Below are 18,922 nucleotides of genomic sequence, written 5' to 3'. Positions count from 1 at the left end.
GGAGGCATCCGGGTACAAGAACAAGCCGGACGGCGATCGCTTCCCCCGTATGGCAGGGAGGCGACCGCCGTCTTTAGTCGGATCAAGAGATCAGCTTGAGCTGGCTGGAGACGACGCCCAGGTGGATGGCTTCGTGCATCAGCGCGAAGTTGAACAGCTCGCCCGCGGTCTCGAACCGGAACGGGCCCATCTCGAACGGAGCGTCCAGCGGCCGGTCCAACCGATCGGGCGTCACCTCGGACAGCCGGTCCAGCTGCGCCGCCAGCGTTCCGATCAGCTCCTCCTTCGAGGGCGGCGCGAACGTCCAATCCTCGGGCTTCGTTCCGGAATTGAACAGAGTCTCGTACGAAGCCGGAAGATTCGAAGGCGTGCCGAAGGAGAGAGTCGAGTATTTATCCATCCAGTAGGCGACGTGCCCGACGTTCCAGCGGACGGTATTGTTGAAGCCTTCCGGCCGGACGTCCATCCGGTTCTCCTCTACGCCTAGAAGCTGCCCGATGACGATCTGCCGCAGAACCTTCCCCGTGTCGATGATCGATTGCGTCATAATCAATTTTCCTCCTCGTAATTGGCTTCGTTTCCTTTGCACAATCCAAGTGTACTTCTCCGGCAACAAGGCAACAATCGCGGGATTCCGATGCAATCGATCGGTTTCAGTAATGAAGGAACGTCCGTTTGTTGGAGGAAGCCGGCGCCCTTATAATGGAGAGAAATATCGCTACGCGAAGGGAGCGCCGGATATGGAACTGAGACAGCTCGAGTACTTCGCCGCCGTCTGCAAGGAGATGCACTTCTCCCGGGCGGCCGAACAGCTGTGCACCACCCAGTCGAACCTGAGCCAGCAGATCAAGTTCCTGGAGAACGAACTCGGACTCCCTCTCTTCGATCGCATCGGCAAGCGGATCGCTCTCACCGAGGCGGGCCGAATCCTGCTGGAGCAATGTCATCTCGTCTTCGAACGTCTCGACTATGCCAGAGGGGCGATTGCGGATCTGAAAAGGATGGAAGGCGGCAGGCTGGACATCGGCATTCTGCCCGGCGACGGAGACCTGCTGTTCGACGCTCTGCTGGTCGACTTCCACCGGACGTATCCGAAGATCTCGATTCGCGTGACGGAGACGATGGACGTCTACGAGCAGGTCCTCGACGGAACGCGCGATCTCGGCGTGACCACGGCGCCTTCCAAGCCGGACGACCGCATCGCCGTCATTCCGTTGTTCCACGAGGAGTTCGCCTTGGCGATTCGAGCGGATCATCCGCTCGCGAAGTCGAAGGCGGTCCCCTTCGAGCAGCTGCGGCAGCTTAAGCTGGTCCTGTTCGGCGCCGAGCATCAGATGACGAAGCTGATTCAGTCGTGCTGCCAGGAGAGAGGGATGTCCCTGGACAATCCGATCGTGACTTCCACGTTGTCGTCGCTCCTGTCGCTCGTCGAGCAAGGAATCGGCGCCTCCATCCTGCCCCGGCTGCTGCTCGATTACCTCGACCGCGACTCGATCGCGGCGGTCAAGCTGCTGAATCCTTCTCCCAGTCAGGATATTTGCATCGTCTACCGGACGGACAAATATATGGGCCAGGCCGCCAAGCTGTTCATCGCCGGGCTGCAAGATTTCCTGCGCGGCGTGATGGAACGAAGCGCCCGTTCGTCGGGATAAGCGCGGAACGCCGAAGGCCCGCCCCGTCCGATCGCCTTATTTTCCCCGCCGGTAAAACAATGGAGCATGCCCGGTGACGGATCTGAACACCCGCCCGAAGTGCGTCACGCTTCCGAAGCCCACCTTCCGGGCGATCAGGCCGACCTTCAGAGTCGACTGCTCCAGCAGCTTCTTCGCTTCCTTGATCCGGACGCTGTTCACGTACTCCACGAACGAGAAGCCGGTCGCTTCCTTGAAGAAGCGGCTCAAATAGTAGGGGCTGACGAAGAACCTCTCCGCCAGAAGAGGCAGCGACAGCTCCTGCGCGTAGTGGCCGTTGATATAGCGGACGACCTCCGAGATTCTCTCGTGCATCGGGCTCGGAGAGACCGGCTCCTCTTCCGCGCCGAGCTGGCGAACGTGCCGGCAGCAGACGAGGAGCAGCTGCAGGGTCAGCGTTCGCGCGTACATCTCGAAGCCCGGCCGCTTCTCCCGAATCTCCTGCGCGATCTGCCTCGCGATCGCCTCGATGACGAGCCGATCCTGCAGGGGACAGCGGGCGATCACGTACTCCTTCTCGAACAACGGCCGCAGATCGTCCCGATAAGACCCGTTCGCGGCGGCCATGATAGTCTCGTGAAGATTGACGATGAGCCGCTCGTGTTCGGGCAAGGCCGCATCGGTCGTCCGATGAAGGATATTCGGCGAGACGACGACGACTTCTCCCTCGTTCACCGCCACGGTCCGATCCTGGATGAAGAAGAGCCGGCTGCCCGCCATCATATAGTAGATTTCGAACGTGCCGTGGAAGTGGCTGGCCGGCATATGATGGCTGCGGGCCTTCCGGTGCGATACCGAGAAGGTCCCCTCTTCGTTCTCGTACGCCAACTCTTCCATTCGGTCCCCCGCCTCCTCCGCCTCTAGTCTCCCTATTATAAGACTCCATTCCGATCTCGCAAAATATAAGAAGATTTCATTGTTTTCAGCACAAAATGCACAATAAACGATGCTACCCTAAACGTAAATCCATAGAGGAGGAACGATCGCGATGAATTCTTCCGAGCTCTCGACGACGAAGGCGCAGAGGGAGACGCTCTCCCCCATCCAGTGGGCGGAGCTGGCCTGCGAGGCGCTGATGGCCAAGTTCGAACCGGAGAAGCTGCCGCCGGACCGGTTCCATTACCACCAAGGAGTGTTCCTGTCGGGGATGGAGAAGTGCTGGCGGATTACCGGCAAGAGCCTTTATTACGAGTACATCAAGAGGTGGGTGGACAGTCAGGTGCTCCCGGACGGCTCGATCCGGAAGTTCAACGCCGACGAGCTGGACGACATCCAGCCGGGCGTGCTTCTGTTCAACCTCTACGAACGGACGGGAGACGAGCGGTACAGGAAGGCGCTGCATACACTCGTACCGCTATTGAAGGATTGGCCGACGAATCCGTCCGGCGGGTTCTGGCATAAGGGGCATTGTCCGAACCAGATGTGGCTGGACGGACTGTACATGGCCGGCCCGATCGCCGTTCAATTCGGCCGGACGTTCGGCGACGCGGATTATTTCGACCTGATGGCCTATCAAGCGATCTTGATGGAACAGCATACGAGGGCCCGGTCACCGGCCTCATGTACCACGGGTGGGACGAGACCCGGACGGCGCCGTGGGCCGACCCCGTCACGGGCCTCGCTCCGGAATTCTGGGGACGCGCCATCGGCTGGTACCCGGTCGCCTTGCTGGAGATGTTCGACCATCTCCCGGAGGATCATAAGGACAAGCCGAGGCTGGTCGCGATTCTGCAACATTTGCTGATCTCCCTGACGGAGTATCAGGATGCCGCCACCGGCCTATGGTACCAGGTCGTCGACAAGGGGGACCGGCCGGACAATTGGCTGGAGAGCTCCTGCACCGCCCTATACGTCCAGGCTATCGCCAAGGCCGTGCGGCTCGGCTATCTGGATCCGAAGTATATGGAGGCGGCTTGGAGAGGGTACCAAGGCGTCGTCGATACGTTGAAGTTCGACGAGAACGGCCGCCTCGTCATCGGCCGGATCTGCATCGGCACGGGGATCGGCGACTACGCGCACTATATCGCCCGTCCGACGAGCGAGAACGACCTGCACGGCGCGGGCGCCTTCATTCTCATGTGCTCGGAGATGAGCCTGGCGAATCCGATCTGACGACAACACAAGGCGGCGCAAGGGAGGTTCTCCCTGCGCCGCCTTCCGGTTATTCGTACTCGACTCCTCGTTTCCTTCTTTTAGCCTTCTACTTGCTTTCTAGTAGCTTTCTAGTAGCTTTCTAGTAGCATTCTACTAACCTACTACTAGCCTTCTTCTAGCCTTCTTCTAGCCTATTTCGACACCGCAACCTTGAGCGTCGCGCTTCGGGTCTCTCCGGCTTCATTGCCGAATACGGCCGCGTACTCGTACGTTCCCGGAGCCCGCCCGCCGATCGCCGTCTCGGCGGATTGGGCGTTCGGCGTATGGGCCTCAAGCTCCCGCGAATCGACCAGCGTCCCGTTCTCGTACAGGGCATAGCGGGTGGCGTTCGTTCCCCACCACAGATTCGCGGAGATCCGGTAGCTGCCGTCCCCGTCCCAATTGTCGTGCGACAAGACGGGCCGACCGGGCGCCGCGTCGGTCACGTTCACCGTAAGGGAATCGCACTTCGTCGTGCCGAACGAATTGATCAGCTCGCACGTGTAGACGTAAGCGCCGTTCCCGCGGCCTCGAATTTCCGTCTTCACCGTCTGGGCGGCCGGCGATTCGTCGGGCAGCGTCGCCGAGCGGATCAGCCCTCCGTTCTCGTAGAGCTTGAACTCCGTGCCGTTCGAGCCCCACCACAGGTTCATCGTTACCGCGTAATCCCCGTCTCGAAGCCCCGTGTCATGGCCATTATCGTCGGACAGAACCGGCTTCCCGGGAGCGCCGTTCGCGAGCGGCGTCGCTTGGCCGAGCCACGCGGCCCACCTCTTCAAGACGCTCGCCTGCCCGGCCGCGAATACCTTGCCGCTATGCGCCTCGACCTGCCGGCTGTAAGCCTCGAGCAGCTTGCGCGCCTCGGCTCCCCGATGCTCCTTCGCCGCCTGCTCGGCTTGCTCCAGCTTGCGCGCGAGCTCCCGCGCGACCTCGTCCGCGTTCGGAGCTTCCGACCCGCCCGCGAACCGGGCCGTCAGCGCCGCCAGACTGTCGAACGTAGCCGTAACGCCGAACGCGAAGGGTACGCTCGTCGTGTTCCCCGCCAAGTCGGAGACCGAAGCGGTCACCCGGTGCAGGCCGGGTTCCAGGTCGTAGGCTTCGGACTCGAGCAAGGAGCCATGAGGCTCGGCGACTCCGGAGCCCGCGTCCGTCGCGGCGTACGAGATCGCCGCCCTCTGATCGATCGTGTACTCCGACTGTCCTTGAATCTCGACCGTCGGCGGCGTCAGGTCGATCGCGACGGACAGCGTCTTGGCCTCCTCCTCGTTCCCGGCCCTATCGACGCTCCAGTATTCGACCGTATGCCGGCCTTCGGCGTCGATCGTCGCCCGCGTTCCCGTCTGCGCCTCTCCCCCGTCGATGCGGAAGAAGGTCGCTTCGACGCCGGAACCGTCGTCGGCCGCTTCCAGCTTCACTTGAACGGCCGACCGGTACCACCCGTTCCGCGATTCGCCTTCGACGCTGGCGGTCGTCACGGGAGCTTCCCCGTCGGTCGAAGACGGCCCTCCCGCGACGACGATCTTCGGCGCAGGCGGCTCTTCCATGCCTGTCCCTAGATAGAAGCTCGTATGCGGCGGCTGGTTGTAGCCGACGTTCTGCCAGGCGACGCCGAGCCGGTAGATCGGATCGTGCATAAGCGTGCGCAGGCGGGTGTCGGTCACGTCGGTCGTCGTGTAAATCCGGAGCTCGGAGCTGTCGGCGCTGCGCCAGACCGCTTCTTCGCGCCAATCGCCGAACAGGTCCGCCTGCAGGTTCGGCGTCGCCTTCGTGCCGTTGTTGGACGAGGCTCCCTCGGCCGTGAACAGCCGGTACGTCGACTTGTTGTCGTAATCCCACTTGTCGATATGGTTGCCGTCGAGCAGCTCGCGGCTCAAGTCTCCGTCCCACCAGATGCCGAAGTTCGTCGAGGACGGGATCGCCGTGCTGATCAGTTCTCCCTTCGCGCTGTACAAGCCGGTGATCGGAATGTGCTGCTCGTTCGTGATCGTCGCCGCCCATACTTCTTCGCCCCAGTAATTCGGGTCGATATCCGCGGACATCCCCCGGCCGGTATCGATGCCGGTCCGAACGCCCCACAGCACCTCGCCCGTCTCGGCGTCCCGGAAGTCCATCCCGTACGGCGAATCCGTATGCTCGTGCACGTTGAAGAATTCGAGCCCCGGCCGGCTCGGGTCGAGATCGCCCAGATGCTGCGCGTCGCCGTGTCCGAGGCCGGTGTTGTAGAGCGGCGTTCCGTCGTCGTCGATCGCCATGGCGCCGAAGGTGATCTCGTCCTTGCCGTCCCGATCCACGTCGCCGATGGACAGGTTATGATCCCCTTGGGCCGTGTAAGCGGCGCCGATGTCTTCGTCGTTCGTGTCGAACTTCCAGCGCTTGACCAGCTGCCCGTCCTTGTAATCGTAAGCGACGATGACCGTTCTCGTATAATACCCCCGGCTGAAAATCAAGCTCGGACGCTCGCCGTCCAGATAGGCGACCGCCGCGAGGAACCGGTCGACGCGGTTGCCGTAGGCGTCTCCCCAATCCGCCACGACTCCGCGCGGAGGATCGTAGTCGGTCGTCGTCAGCGCCCGGCCCGTCAGCCCGTCGAACACGGTCAAATATTCGGGCCCCTGCAAAATATAGCCGCTGCTGTTGCGATGGTCGGCCGACGCCTCCCCGATAACCGCTCCCGTCCCGTCGACCGTGCCGTCCGCCGTCTTGAACGCCACCTCCGCTCGGCCGTCGCCGTCGAGGTCGTATACCATGAATTGCGTATAGTGCGCTCCGGCCCGGATGTTCTTGCCCAGATCGATGCGCCACAGCCTCGTGCCGTCGAGCTTGTAGGCGTCGAGATAGACGTTGCCGGTGTACCCGGCCTGGGAATTGTCGTGGGCGTTGGACGGATCCCACTTGACGATCAGCTCGTAGACGCCGTCGCCGTCCAGATCGCCGACGCTCGTATCGTTCGCGCTGTACGTATAGGCTTCGCCCGCCGGCGTAATGCCGCCTTCCGGCTTCTGAAGCGGTACGGCCAGATGATTCGTCCCCCAGACGGCCGTCTCCTTGGAAGCCGTCCTCTCCTTGCCTGCCGCGTCGACGGTCTTCAAGACGTAGAAGGAAGAAGCCGTTCCGTTCGCGTCGAGCAGATTGGTCGCTCCGGCGGTCGGCTCGGCGTTCAATTTGACGCCGTCCCGATACACGTTGAAGGCGATGCCGGACGGATCGGTGCCGAGCATCCTCCACCCGAGATAGACGCCATCCTCCCGCTTGACGGCGACGAAGGCGCGGTCCAAATATTCCGCCTGCCGGTACAGAACCGTGACGGCCGGCGTCTCAAGCGTCTCGGACAGCTCCGAGACGCCGCCCGCGCTAACCGCCGCGACCTTGTAATAATACGGAATGGTCGTCAGCACGGTCGTATCGGTATAGCTCGCTTCGCGAGACTTGCCGATCCGCGCGAACGGGCCGTCCGCCTTCTCGGACCGGTAGACGTTGTACGTCTTCGCGCCTTCGCTCGGCTCCCAAGCGAAGGACAGGTCGTTCTTGTTGACGGCGCCGATCGCGAGCGAACCCGGCGCTTCGGGAATCGGCACGGCCGGATCGACCATGGATACCGCAAGTGCCGCGGACGGCCCCGTCTCGGTTCCGGCGGCGTCCACCGTCGTCACCTGGTAGACGTACGTCATGCCGACGTCCGCCGATTCGTCCGTGTACGCCTCGTCCGTCGCGCTGCCCAGCAGCGCCGGCTTCGATTCCCCTTCTACCTTGCGGTAGACGTTATACTTCGCCGCGTCGTCGACACCCGTCCACGCCAGCGACACCGAAGGCCGGTCCGGATCGGTACTCTTGGCCTCCAGCCGAAGCTCGGACGGGGCCTTCAGAATCGGCGTGATCTCGAGCCCGTTGACGATGCCGGTCGCGCCTCCGAAGGCGAAGCTGAGCTGGCCGTCGGATACCGACGCCTGCGAGATCACCTTCTCCGCGATCGTCCGGCTTCCCGCCGAGACGGTGCCGTAGTCGACGTTCTCGATCGCCACGCTCGTTCTCGCGCTGCCCAAGTAGTCGCCCACGTAGAGCTTCACCGAATACAAGCCGTTCGGCACGTCCACGTTGAACTTCCAGCCGACGTTGAAGTAGCCGAGCCAATCCCGCAGCAGATCGGATCCGGTCGCGCGGTCGCGGCCGATCATGCCGGTCGGGTCGACGATGCCGTATCCGAGCTCCGGCGTATACACCGTCGAGAGATTCACTCCCGTATACCCTTCCATTACGGGAGAACCGGCCAGCCCGAAGTCGAACTTGAGCGTCGCCTGCTTCGTGCGGATCGCGACGACATCCGACGGAGCGGACTCGCCCCGGCCGTTCACGGCGGTGACGTAGACGTCGTAGCTCTGCCCTTCCGCCATGCCCTGAATCGTGATCGTCGGCACGGTCGCCGTACCGATAAGCGAATACTCCGTCTCCGAGGACGGCTTGCGGTAGATCTTGTAAATATCCGCTCCTTCTACCGGGTTCCAGCGAAGCACCGCGCCGGCGTTGCTCACGCTGCCGGCCGTCAGGCCGGTCGGCTTCGCCGGCGCTTCCGCCGGGGGCTCCGTATCGGCCACATAGGACGACAGCGGCAGGCCGAGCTCCCGGATTCCGCCGGACAGCAGCCTCGCGATCTGGATGGCGCCGTATTCCTGGAAGTGCGTGTTATCCTGGGAGCCATTCGGAAAAGCCCCGGAAATGCCGGCCGGCACGTGCAGGAACACGGCCAGCGTGCCTTCCGGCCCGATCGTGTCGTAATACTCCCGGCTGAGCGCGCTCAGATCGACGAGCGGAACGTCCAGCTCTTCGGCGAGCTCCTTCATCGCGGCGACATATTCCGGGAAGCTCACGTTAAACCGGCCCGTGTCGGCGTTGTAATCCCGGCGGCCGACCGGCGTCACGAGAATCGGCGTCGCTCCGCGCTGGCGCGCGCCTTCGACGTACGTCTTCAAGTAGTTCTTGTAATCGGCCGGCGACGCGTACCGCTCGGGAATGCTGATCGTAGCGTCGTTATGGCCGAATTGGATGAGGAAGGAATCGCCCGGCTTGATCGCCCGGAGGATCGCGTCCAGCCTTCCTTCCAGCAGGAACGACTTCGAGCTGCGTCCGCCGATCGCTTGATTGCTGAAGGCGACGCCGGCCGAGAAGTAGCGGGGAATCATCTGCCCCCACCCGGCTTGCGGCTTCCAGTAAGGGTCGTAGGTCTGGACGGTCGAATCGCCCGCGATGTAGACGGTCGGCGTCTCGCCGGCGGTCCGCTCCGGCAGCCGCTCGATGACGAGGCCGTTGATCTTCGGCGAGGCGCCGCCGAAGGCGAGGTTCAGCTGGCCGTCCACGAGCGCGACCTCGAACGTCTGCTCCAGGTATTCGCCGGCCGGCTTCGCGGTGAGCGCGATCTTGCTCGCGGTCATGCCTTCGACGGAGACGGAGGTCTCCGTGGCGGCGCCCGCGTCTCCCGCCGTGACCGTCACGGCGTAATCGCCGTTCGGCAGATCGACGTTAAACGTCGTTCCCGCCGGCATCAGGTAGTCGGACCTCAGCGCGTCGTCCGTGCCCGCGTCGCCCGGAACGACGGCCGACGGATCGGCGAAGCCGTACTTCAGCTCCGGCGAGTAAGCGACCGGAGACCGGACGCCGAAGTAGCCTTCGGCCGTCTCGCCCGGGCCGAAGTCCAGCTTCAGCGGCCATCCGGACGGAAGCGGCTCCGCGTCTCCCGGCGGCTCGCCGGCTTCGGGCACCTCCGCCGAGACCGGAGCGCTCGCCCCGGACTCCAGGCCGGACGCGTTCACGGCGGTCACCTGGTAAGCGTAAACCCCGCCGGCGACAACCGAAGCATCCGTATAAGAGGTTCCGGATACTTGATCGAGCTTCGCGAAGCCGCCTCCCTCCTGCCCTTCCTGCCCCTCCGAACGATACACGTTGTAAGAGACGGCGTCCGCCACGCTATTCCACCGAAGCGTCACGGACGGCGGCTGGACGGCGACGCCCGCGACCGCGAGCGAATCCGGTGCGGCGGGAGGAACGGGGACGGCTTCCCGGACGATGAGCCCGTTCAGGTAAGCGCCGCCGCCGCCCGAGCCGCTCAGCCCGACGGTCAGCTGGCCGTCCGCGACCGTCGTCCGGAACGTGGCTTCGCTCACGGATTGGCGTGCCTGAACGGTGCCGGCGGCGACCCCTTCCAGCGTCACGTTCAGCTTCGTCGTCGAAGTGCCCGCGAGCAGGTCGCCGGAATACACCGTGACGAAGTAATCGCCGTTCGGCACGTCCGCCAGGAAGCCGAACGAAGGCGCCAGCACGAAGTCGTTCGTCAGATCCGTCCCTCCCGAGCGAAGGCGCGAATTGACTTCCTGGTCCAGTCCGTAGCCGCGTTCGGCCGTATACAGATCGGCAGGGCCGACCGGGAGGAAGCCTTCCATCACCGGCCCCGTCGCCGGGCCGAAATCGAATTTCTTCTCGAACGCCGAGACCCCCTCCTCCGCGCTGGCGGTCGACGGCGCCGCCAGCCCGCCGGGAACGACCAGAGAGAACGCCATGGCGAAGCTCATCGCGAGAGTCGCCGTTTTTCGAATCCGTCTTATCAAAGCAATCTCCTCTCTTTCGGCTAAAATAAGAAAATGAATTGTCCCATGGTGCCTGAAGCGGGCACCACCCCCTCTCCCGGAAATGCCGCTATCCTCCTCTTTTCCTAACACATTCCATCTCCCGTCAGTCCGGAGTCGCCTGGTTCCTCCCGTTCGCTTCGACCGTCTCCAGCACCGCGGCCAGCAGAGCCAGCGCGAGTCCCTGTCCCCAGCCCTGCGCCCACTTCCGGTCGATGCCGAGGTAGCCTTCGATGTCGTTCATCACGGCCGTTCCGCCGGATACGTTCATGACCCGTCCGTTCGCGGCGATATTGGCCAGGACGCCGTCCAGCGCCTTCTGGACGTGCTTCGAATGAAGCGGGTTGCCCTGCGTCACCATCGCCGCCGCGATGCCGGCCGTCGCCGAGACTTCGCCGTACGCCTCCGGGTAGTCGAGAACGGTGCCCCACAGGCCGTCTTCCTTCTGCAATCGCTTGATCGCGGCGAGCTGGTCGCGCAGCGAACTCCAGATATGCATCATCGGGGGATACAAATAGCCTTCCGGCAATCCCTTCGCCGCGCGGGACATCGTATAAGCCGCCCAGGCGTTGGCGCGGGCCCAGTAGATGCCGGACATATGGTCCTTCTTGAGATGGTTGTAGCCGTGGTACCACAGGCCGGTATTCTCGTCCTGCAGATAGTTGATGTGCCACAAAAATTGATGCAGCGCGTCGTCGACGAGCCGCTTCTCTCCCTTCGCGACCCCGACGCGAAGCATGAAGTACGCCGCCATGAACAGCGTGTCCGCCCAGCATTGCTCGGGAAAATCGTTGTTGGCCGACACCGTATGCTGAAGCACCCGGTCTCCGAATCGAAGCGCCTTATGCTCCAGGTAGTCGATCTTGCTGTCGATCAGCTCGAGGTACTTCGGATCCTTCGTCTGCTCGTAGAGGGTGAGCAGCATGTGACCCATGGCGCACGTGTTCACGGTCCAGCCGGGAAGGCCTGCTTCGAGGTATTCGTCCACCCAGGCGGCCATCTTCTCCAGATACGCCTTCTCGCCCGTCGCCTCGAACGCCCGGCTGACGCCGTAGAAGGCGACCCCGCCCGGCCAATCCCAGGTGAGGTCCATCCCGAACGTATACTCGACCGCTCGATCGATCGTTCGCTTCAACTCTTGCGCATCCGCTTGAATCTTCATCCGGTTCATGCCTCCATATCCAGAGCCCCCGCTGGGGGCAGGGGCTCCGGCAATCGGTTTAAGGTCCGTCGGTCCTATGTCGGGTTAGCTATCGAGCGAGCTGTCGGATTAGCTGAACTTGCCGGCGTCGATCGCCTTCTGCTTCTCGTCCAGAATCTCTTGATAGCCCGCGTCGAGGTAAGCCTTCTTCGCCGCTTCGTAGGTCGCGTCGAATTGATCGGTCGGAGCCATGACGCACTTCACGTACAGCTCCTGGAACAGGGCGTTCAGATCGGCCTTGTACTCGTTCACCTTGTCGAGCACGACGGTGAACAGGGCGTCCGGCGTGCGGAATTCCGCCGTCTGGTCGTAATACTTGATCAGGTCTTCGGCCAGATACTCGTAGCCGGCCGGCGCCCAGTTGCGGATGTTCGCCTTGCGGGTCAGCTCCGGCGTGGAATATTGCGCGATCTCGGTGACGAGAGCCCAGTAGTCCTTGTTGTTGTTGTTGGACAGCTTGGATTCTCCCGCGAAGTCCGGGACCTTCACGGCGATGCCGTCGGCGTCGAGCGTGTAGTTCTGGCCTTCGACGCCGTTCTGCAGGAAGAACAGGTTCTTCGGCTGGCTCATCCACTCGAGATACAGCCAGACGGCGGCGCGCTCCTGGGCGGAAGATTCGTAGTTGATGCCCATGATGAAGCCGAACGGCCAGTAGGCGCGACCTTGCGGCTTGAACCCCTCCGGAACGAGCGCTCCCGGAGGAAGCACGGCGAATTCGGCGCCCGGATTGTTCGCGAGCGTAGCCGAGAGAACGTCGGTATTGCTGGCGAGATAGAAGCCGTAGTTGCCGGTCTTGCCCGCCACGAATTCGGCCTTGATCTTGTTGTCGTCGTCGCGCAGGTAGAATTCCTTGTCGACGAGCCCGTTATTGTATTGATAGTTCAGGTTGCGCAAGTAACGCTCCGTGGCGGGCGTGGTCAGATCCGCGACGCCGAGATCGGAATAGAGCGCGCGCTGCTTCGGATCGATCGGCCAATCGCGGAAGGCGTAATTGAAGTTGTAGTTGTTCTTCTTGAGGCTCTCGCCGGCGACGCCGAGACCGGCTTCCTTCCACTTGACGAGCATCTCGTTGAACTTCTCCAGGGAAGTGAGGCCCTCGACCTTCATGCCGACCTTCTCGACCCAGTCCTTCCGGATAATCGACGTGAAGTTGTCCGCCTCCGGCCGCGCGGCGAAGAAGAAGACGTTCTTGCCGTCCACGGCGCCGTACTTCTTGATCGTCTCGCTCATGTTCTTCCAGTAGGTCGGAGCGTAATTCTCGATCTCGTTCCAATCCAGCTCCTGCATGACGTCCTCGCCGTAATAGGCGAGCGCCTGAGGCATGTCGTAGTGGAAGATGATGTCCGGCGCCTTGTGGGACGCGAGCAGCTGCTCGTAATCCTGCACTTCGCTGCTGCGGGTAATCGGCACGAACTTCACGTTGACGTTGTACTTGTCGCCGAATTCCTTCTGGATCCAGCGGGTGTAGTAGTTGTCGGTGACGTTCCAGCCCTCGAACGCCCGCTCGTAGACCGGAATCTCGAGATTGACCTTCTCCGGGAAGCCCTTCGAATAATCGGGATAGCTGCCCTTCGCGCTCTCGCTCGGACTCGCGACATTGCTCGCGGACGGCGTCGATCCGCCGGAAGCCGGGCTGCCGCTCGCGTTGGAATTGCTGTCGTTGCCCGAGCAGCCGGCCAGCAGGCCGGCGCCCACGAATACGGCCATCGCCATGGATCCGATTTTCTTTTTGCTCATCGTTGTTCCCCCATCTTCGAATTTTCGATTCTCGTAACGGTACCGGTTCAAGCTTGCTTGGATTATTCCTTGACGGCTCCCAGCATGGCCCCTTGGACGAAGTACTTCTGGATGAACGGATAGATGCAGAGAATCGGAACCGTCGCGAAGATGACGCAGGAAGCCTTCAGCACCTCGGGATTGCTGAGCTGGACCTGGGCAGCTTCCAGCTGGAAGCTCTCGCTCGCCTGAATGACCAGGTAGTACAGCTTCAACTGCAATGGCCTCAGATCGACGTTTTGCTTGATGTAGAAAAGCGCGTCCTGATACGCGATCCAACGCCCGACCGCGTAGAAGAGAGACAACGTCGCAAGAATCGGCTTGGACAGCGGCAGGACGATGCTCCACAGAATCCGGAAGTGCCCCGCCCCGTCGATTCGCGCCGATTCCTCCAGGCTGATCGGGATGCTGTTGGACATCGAAGACTTCATGATCAGCAGGTTGTACGCGCTGAACGACAGCGGCAGGATGAGGGACCAGATCGTATCGAGCAGGCCCAGATTGTTCATCAGCATGTAATCCGGGATGATGCCGCCGCTGAAGTACATCGTGAACAAGAAGAGAAAGGTCAGCGCCTTGCGGCCTTTGAGCTGCGGCCTTGACAGCGGGTAGGCGGCGCAGATCGTGATGATCATCCCGAGCAGGGTGAACAGGACCGTCACGAGCACCGAGATATAAAAGGAGCGCAGAATGCTGACGTCGGCGAAAATCTTCTTGTACGCCTCGATAGTGAATCCTTTCGGCCATAGGTATACCTTGTTCGCGATGACGAAGGCATCCGAGCTGAACGACTTCGAGGCGACGTGAACGAGCGGCAGCAGGCACGCCAGCGAAGCGACGATCAGAACGAAGCGGATCAGCGCGTCCCAGATGTCGAAGCGCCTTCTGCGCGATGCGGCCAGGGTTCCGGCGGGTGCTCTCATGGTTCGCCTCCTCTCTAGATCACTCCGTCGTCGCCGAGTCTCTTGGCGACGCGGTCCGCCGCAAGCACGAGCACGAGCCCGACGACGGCCTGGAACAAGCCGATCGCGGTCGCGCGGCTGAAGTTCCCGCCCTCGAGCCCCCAACGGTACACGAGGACCTCGATCGTGGTCGAATACTCCGTGGTCGCCTTGTTCTGCAGGGCGAGCACCCGCTCGAACGAGCCGGCCATCACCTTGCCCAGATTCAAAATCAGCAAGGTCACGATGGTCACGCGGATCGAAGGAAGCGTGACGTTCCATATTTTCCGCCAACGCCCCGCGCCGTCGACGATGGCCGCCTCGTACATCTCGGGGTTGATGCCGCTCATGGCGGCGAGGTAGAGGATGGTTCCCCACCCCATGCTCTGCCAGACGCCGATCGCCACGTAGCTGACGAGCCAATAGGCGTCTTCCTGCAGGAACGGAACGCGCTTGCCGCCCATCATCTCGATCAGATTGTTGACCACGCCGTTGCCTTCGGCGAGCAGCTGGTAGGCGATCGCCCCGATAATGACCCAGGACAGGAAGTGCGGCAAATACAGGAGCGTCTGGTTCACGCGCTTGAAGCGGACGCTCCGCACCTCGTTCAGCAGCAGCGCGAGCACGATGGGCATCGTGAAGCTGAAGACGAGATCGAGGCTGTTGAGCAGCAGCGTATTGCGGACCGCCCGGCCGAAGTCCGGCTTCGCGAAGACTTGGTTGAACACCTCGAACCCGACCCATTCGCTGCCCCAGAATCCCCTCGCGATCTTATAATCTTTGAAGGCGATGACGAGTCCGGACATCGGCGCGTATTTGAACACGAGCACGAAGGATAGCGGGATCAGCAGGAGCAGATACAGCTGCCAGTCCCTTCGCAGATAATAGGCGGCTCCCCGGCTGTCGGCCTTCACACGTTTTAAAGCGGTTTCAACATTCGATGAAGCGCTTTCAACTTTCACATCTCTCACCTCCCCCTCGAAGAACTTCCTTGCCGGGTGCAAGCTTGCTGCGTCGGCTCGGTTATGACTGCATCATACCTTCCGGTCTCCCGAACGGTAAATCTTGAGTTTTGATTCCGGCCGTCATTTTTGATTTTGACCCGGCCGCTATCGCCGATTCGCCCGTCCAAACCGGCAGTTCAAAATCATTTTTGATAGGCATAAGCAAAAATGGAGCGGTCCCGCGGCCCGGATGGCCAGGGGAGCAGCTCCATCGAAGCTCCGTCGAAGCTCTATCGATAGCGTCCCCGGCAGCGTCTCCCGTTACGAGGTGCGGGACTTCGACGCCTTGTAGCTGCTCGGAGGCATTCCCTCGAACTTGCGGAAGAACCGGTTGAAGCTCTGGACGTTGGCATAGCCGACTTCGGACGCGATCTGGGTCATCGTCAGATTCGATTCCAGCAGCAGCCTCTTCGCGCTCTCGATTCGCAGCTTGTTCGTATAATCGATCAGGCTCTGGCCCGTCAGCTCGTACGCGATCTTGCGCATGTAGGAATAGCTGATGCCGATCTCCTTCGCCATCTCTTCGAACGCGACGTCCTTGCGGTAATTCTCCTCCAGATAACGGATGATCCGTTCCCCGTAATTCTCCTCGCTCTTGTTGCGGGCCAGGTACTGGATGATGTCGCCGAAAAATTCGCGCAGATAGTCCTCCACCTCGTCGAGCGTGTCGAAGGAGGCGATGGCGGAATAGACGTTCCTCCGCCCGGAGAAGATTCGCGACGTGCTGATGCTGTTCTCCCTCAGGTGCTTGATCGTGACGCCGACCAATTGGTTATAAATGAACAGGATGTTGTCGTAGGAGATATAGTCGACGGAATGAATCTCGCTCCGGATGGCCGCCAGCTCGCCCACGATGCTGTCCAGATCCCCGGCGTCGAGGAAGTTCAGAATGCGCCTCTCGCTGTTGGCGGGATAAACATATTTCTTGCCGCCGTCGGCTTCCGGTCTCCAGAACGTGATGCCCCCGCTGCCTTCGATCATGCGATGCTTGACGACTTCCATCGCTTCCGCCAGCCGATCCGACGCCTCGGAGCCCGTCTCCGCCGGACCGCTGACGCCGATCGTCACGGTATGGCCGAGCAGCTCCGTCGCCATGTCGCGAATCGAGGCGAGCGTCGCCTTCATCTCCTCGAGGCCGAAGCCGGCTTCGTCCGGCCCGTAGTTGAGGACGACGGCGAAGCAGCCTTCCCCCTGATAGACGCACCTCGCGCGGACGCCGTCCGGGAACAGGCTCTCGGCGTTGGCGACGAGATGGTACCGGTGGTAGACGCGGGTCTCCGGGTTCGTCTTGCCGACGTAACGCCTGTAGCGGTCGATGGAGACGACGGCCACCCGATAGAACGGCTCCGGGAACATCTCGGCGATCTGCTCCGTCACTTCGCCCCGCAGCAGGTTATGGACGGCGAGGCTGCGGGTATCCTGCTCGCGCTCGCGAAGCAGCCTGTGAAGTCCCTCTTCCTCTTCCTGCATCCGCCGGAACGCCGCGTCGAGGAAGGCCAGCTCGTTCTTGGCCGGAACCCCCAGATTGCGGTTGGACCGGACGGTCCGGACCAGCTTCCGCACCGGCCTGGACAGCCAAGTGGCGAGGAAGACGGTCAAGGCCGTGCCGACGAAAATAATAATGGCGGTGATCAGAATGATGCTTCGCTGCAGCGAATGCGTCTTCGTCATCAGCTCGTCGACCGAATATTGGTTGACGTTCCACCAGCCGAACAGCGGCGAGCGGGACCACGTATAGAGCAGCCGCTCCCCCTCGAGCTCATGGAACGCGTAGCCTTCCTTCGTTCCTCCGTCCAGAATCTCTCGGATGAAGGGAAGCTCGCGGCCGTTCGTATAGAGCAGCGACTTGTCGTTGTGCGAGAGGATCGTGCCGTCCGGCTGCATAAGCAGGTACCCGTGCTTGCCGGGCTCCGAGGAGCGCAGATAGTCTCCCATCTGGCTCTCCCGGAGATTGACGACGATCGTCCCCCGGGTCGTGGTCGACAGCCGGTTGAGAGGCAGCGCGTACGAGAGGACCGGGATTCCCGACGACAGCGTGCGCGGGTACCATACCCCGCCGATCCCTCTCCGCCCTTCCAGCGCTTCGTCGATCCATTCGATCGATTCGTAGCGCTTCAGCGGCGTAATGCCTTTGTCCGTCGAGACGACGTAATCCGCTCCCTCGAGCAGGAAGTAGGAGGAGTAGACGCCGTCCACCCGGTGGTTCAGGTTGACCAGCTCCTTCAGAACGGTCAGCGCGCTGCTCACGTAGTTGTAATTCGAGTTCAGCTCGGAGTACGTCTCGTAATTGCGGATGCGGTCGAAAATATTGGTCGCGGCCAGACGGACGGCGTCCTGGGCCAGGTTGTTCAGCGCGTTCTCGTTCAGCTTGCGGTTGGCGTTCAGCCCCGCCAGCGACGATTCGGCGATGGCGCTCTCCGAATTCCGCAGAATTTGCGTACCGCTATACCAGGTCAGGACGGCCGTCGGAACGGCCATGACGCAGAACAGGATCAGCGCCAGCTGCAGCATCATCGGTACCCGTGTCATGAAGCTCCCCCGTTTCACGTTTGTAAGCGCTTTTATTTATAAGTGCGCAACATTGCGTTTTGCCGTACAAGCATCAATGAAATATTGTATCCGATTGTGAGGGGGGCGACAATCGACTATGATGATATAAACTGACCTATTCTGCTTTTTTTACAACGATTAGGAGATTCGGGGATCGGGAACGATTCATCGATCGGGGAGCTGACCTGGGAATGATCGAACTGCTGGGATGCGGATATCGCTACGTCCATCCGGAGGGAATCTTCATCGACCGCCCTCATGGCTCGGGCGACTACGCCTTCGTCTTCTTCCGGAACCGGTCCGTCGTCGCCGCGGGCCGCATGCGGACGATCTGCGAGAGGGACTCCTATATCCTGTTCGGTCCCTCGACCCCCCACTCGTATCGCGAATCGGAGCTTCCGTTCGTGAACGATTGGTTCCATTGCGCCGGCGAGGAGATGGGCCCCCTGCTGGACGAGCTCCGGCTTCCGGCGGACACGCTCCTCCCGGCCACCGACCCTTCGCTCATCTCCAGGAGCGTCATGGAGATGCACCGGATCCGGAAGACGGGCGGACCGCTCAAGAACCGCATTCTCGACGGCGAGATCCGGTCGCTCCTCATGAAGCTGAGCAACCTGCGGGACCTGTCCCTGACCGAGAAGCAGGGCCGCTACTACCGCCAGTTCTCGGAGCTTCGCGACGAGCTGTTCAATTCGCCCCAGCGGCGCTATTCCGTGGACCAGCTCGCCTCTCGGCTGGGCCTCAGCGCGTCTTATTTTCAACATCTCTACAAGGAACTGTTCGGCTGCTCCGTCGTCGCCGACATCATCGCCGGCCGGCTCGAGTACGCCAAGTATCTTCTGCAGCACAGCGCCTATTCGGTCTCGCAGGTCGCCGCCCTGTGCGGCTACGAGCACGACACCCACTTCATGCGCCAGTTCAAGAAGTTCGTCGGCGTCACCCCGGGCCAATACAAGGCCGGAACGACTTCTTAGGGAGTTGCGTCGCAGCGACAATACGCATAAAGGCGAATCGC

At 61.8% G+C, this 18,922-nt stretch carries 10 protein-coding genes and 1 pseudogene; 3 read left to right on the top strand and 8 right to left on the bottom strand.

All coding sequences use genetic code 11. The features are described 5' to 3' along the window. Nucleotides 1-82 precede the first annotated feature (82 nt). Nucleotides 83-547, bottom strand: a complete 465-nt coding sequence (locus tag H7B90_RS26190) for a DinB family protein (RefSeq protein ID WP_185138851.1) — start codon at nt 545-547, stop codon at nt 83-85. A gap of 193 nt (nt 548-740) precedes the next feature. Between H7B90_RS26190 and H7B90_RS26185 the strand changes: the two genes are divergently transcribed. Next, nucleotides 741-1,652 carry a LysR family transcriptional regulator gene (locus tag H7B90_RS26185; protein WP_185138850.1) on the top strand — a complete coding sequence of 304 codons (912 nt, stop codon included), beginning with the start codon at nt 741-743 and terminating at the stop codon, nt 1,650-1,652. A 36-nt stretch (nt 1,653-1,688) separates the two neighbouring features. On the opposite strand, the gene H7B90_RS26180 is transcribed toward H7B90_RS26185, so the two are convergent. After that, the gene (locus H7B90_RS26180) at nt 1,689-2,528 is read right to left on the bottom strand and encodes an AraC family transcriptional regulator (RefSeq protein WP_185138849.1); all 840 of its coding nucleotides are present in this window, start codon (nt 2,526-2,528) and stop codon (nt 1,689-1,691) included. Nucleotides 2,529-2,679: 151 nt separating this feature from the next. Between H7B90_RS26180 and H7B90_RS26175 the strand changes: the two are divergent. Then, nucleotides 2,680-3,803: pseudogene (locus H7B90_RS26175) on the top strand (glycoside hydrolase family 88/105 protein). A gap of 173 nt (nt 3,804-3,976) precedes the next feature. On the opposite strand, the gene H7B90_RS33500 reads toward H7B90_RS26175, so the two are convergent. The 6 genes from H7B90_RS33500 to H7B90_RS26145 all read right to left on the bottom strand — a co-directional run bounded on the left by H7B90_RS33500 (nt 3,977) and on the right by H7B90_RS26145 (nt 17,886). After that, nucleotides 3,977-10,381, bottom strand: a complete 6,405-nt coding sequence (locus tag H7B90_RS33500) for a rhamnogalacturonan lyase family protein (protein ID WP_311772815.1) — start codon at nt 10,379-10,381, stop codon at nt 3,977-3,979. A 160-nt stretch (nt 10,382-10,541) separates the two neighbouring features. Next, a complete protein-coding gene (locus tag H7B90_RS26165; RefSeq protein WP_185138848.1) occupies nt 10,542-11,597 on the bottom strand; it encodes a glycoside hydrolase family 88/105 protein in 1,056 nt (351 codons plus the stop codon). A gap of 108 nt (nt 11,598-11,705) precedes the next feature. Next, nucleotides 11,706-13,373, bottom strand: coding sequence for a type 2 periplasmic-binding domain-containing protein (locus H7B90_RS26160; protein WP_185138847.1), 1,668 nt, complete (start codon nt 13,371-13,373; stop codon nt 11,706-11,708). Between the two features lie 62 nt (nt 13,374-13,435). Further along, a complete protein-coding gene (locus tag H7B90_RS26155; RefSeq protein ID WP_185138846.1) occupies nt 13,436-14,335 on the bottom strand; it encodes a carbohydrate ABC transporter permease in 900 nt (299 codons plus the stop codon). A gap of 14 nt (nt 14,336-14,349) precedes the next feature. Beyond that, nucleotides 14,350-15,315, bottom strand: a complete 966-nt coding sequence (locus tag H7B90_RS26150) for an ABC transporter permease (RefSeq protein WP_185138845.1) — start codon at nt 15,313-15,315, stop codon at nt 14,350-14,352. Between the two features lie 303 nt (nt 15,316-15,618). Continuing rightward, nucleotides 15,619-17,886 (bottom strand): AraC family transcriptional regulator, encoded by a 2,268-nt coding sequence (locus tag H7B90_RS26145; protein ID WP_185138844.1) that lies wholly within the window; start codon nt 17,884-17,886, stop codon nt 15,619-15,621. 212 nt (nt 17,887-18,098) lie between these two features. Between H7B90_RS26145 and H7B90_RS26140 the strand changes: the two genes are divergently transcribed. Further along, nucleotides 18,099-18,881, top strand: a complete 783-nt coding sequence (locus tag H7B90_RS26140) for a helix-turn-helix domain-containing protein (RefSeq protein WP_185138843.1) — start codon at nt 18,099-18,101, stop codon at nt 18,879-18,881. Nucleotides 18,882-18,922: the final 41 nt, after the last annotated feature.

The organism is Cohnella xylanilytica (assembly GCF_014212175.1).
GTDB classification, from domain to species: Bacteria; Bacillota; Bacilli; order Paenibacillales; family Paenibacillaceae; genus Cohnella; species Cohnella xylanilytica.
This window is presented reverse-complemented; position numbering and strand designations above follow the sequence as displayed.

What these genes read in the sequence shown, in the direction of transcription:
- H7B90_RS26140 (WP_185138843.1), top strand. Translation starts at nt 18,099, where the DNA reads ATGATCGAACTGCTGGGATGCGGATATCGCTACGTCCATCCGGAGGGA.
- H7B90_RS26180 (WP_185138849.1), bottom strand. Translation starts at nt 2,528, where the DNA reads ATGGAAGAGTTGGCGTACGAGAACGAAGAGGGGACCTTCTCGGTATCG.
- H7B90_RS26185 (WP_185138850.1), top strand. Translation starts at nt 741, where the DNA reads ATGGAACTGAGACAGCTCGAGTACTTCGCCGCCGTCTGCAAGGAGATG.
- H7B90_RS26160 (WP_185138847.1), bottom strand. Translation starts at nt 13,373, where the DNA reads ATGAGCAAAAAGAAAATCGGATCCATGGCGATGGCCGTATTCGTGGGC.
- H7B90_RS33500 (WP_311772815.1), bottom strand. Translation starts at nt 10,381, where the DNA reads ATGAGCTTCGCCATGGCGTTCTCTCTGGTCGTTCCCGGCGGGCTGGCG.
- H7B90_RS26190 (WP_185138851.1), bottom strand. Translation starts at nt 547, where the DNA reads ATGACGCAATCGATCATCGACACGGGGAAGGTTCTGCGGCAGATCGTC.
- H7B90_RS26155 (WP_185138846.1), bottom strand. Translation starts at nt 14,335, where the DNA reads ATGAGAGCACCCGCCGGAACCCTGGCCGCATCGCGCAGAAGGCGCTTC.
- H7B90_RS26145 (WP_185138844.1), bottom strand. Translation starts at nt 17,886, where the DNA reads ATGACACGGGTACCGATGATGCTGCAGCTGGCGCTGATCCTGTTCTGC.
- H7B90_RS26165 (WP_185138848.1), bottom strand. Translation starts at nt 11,597, where the DNA reads ATGAAGATTCAAGCGGATGCGCAAGAGTTGAAGCGAACGATCGATCGA.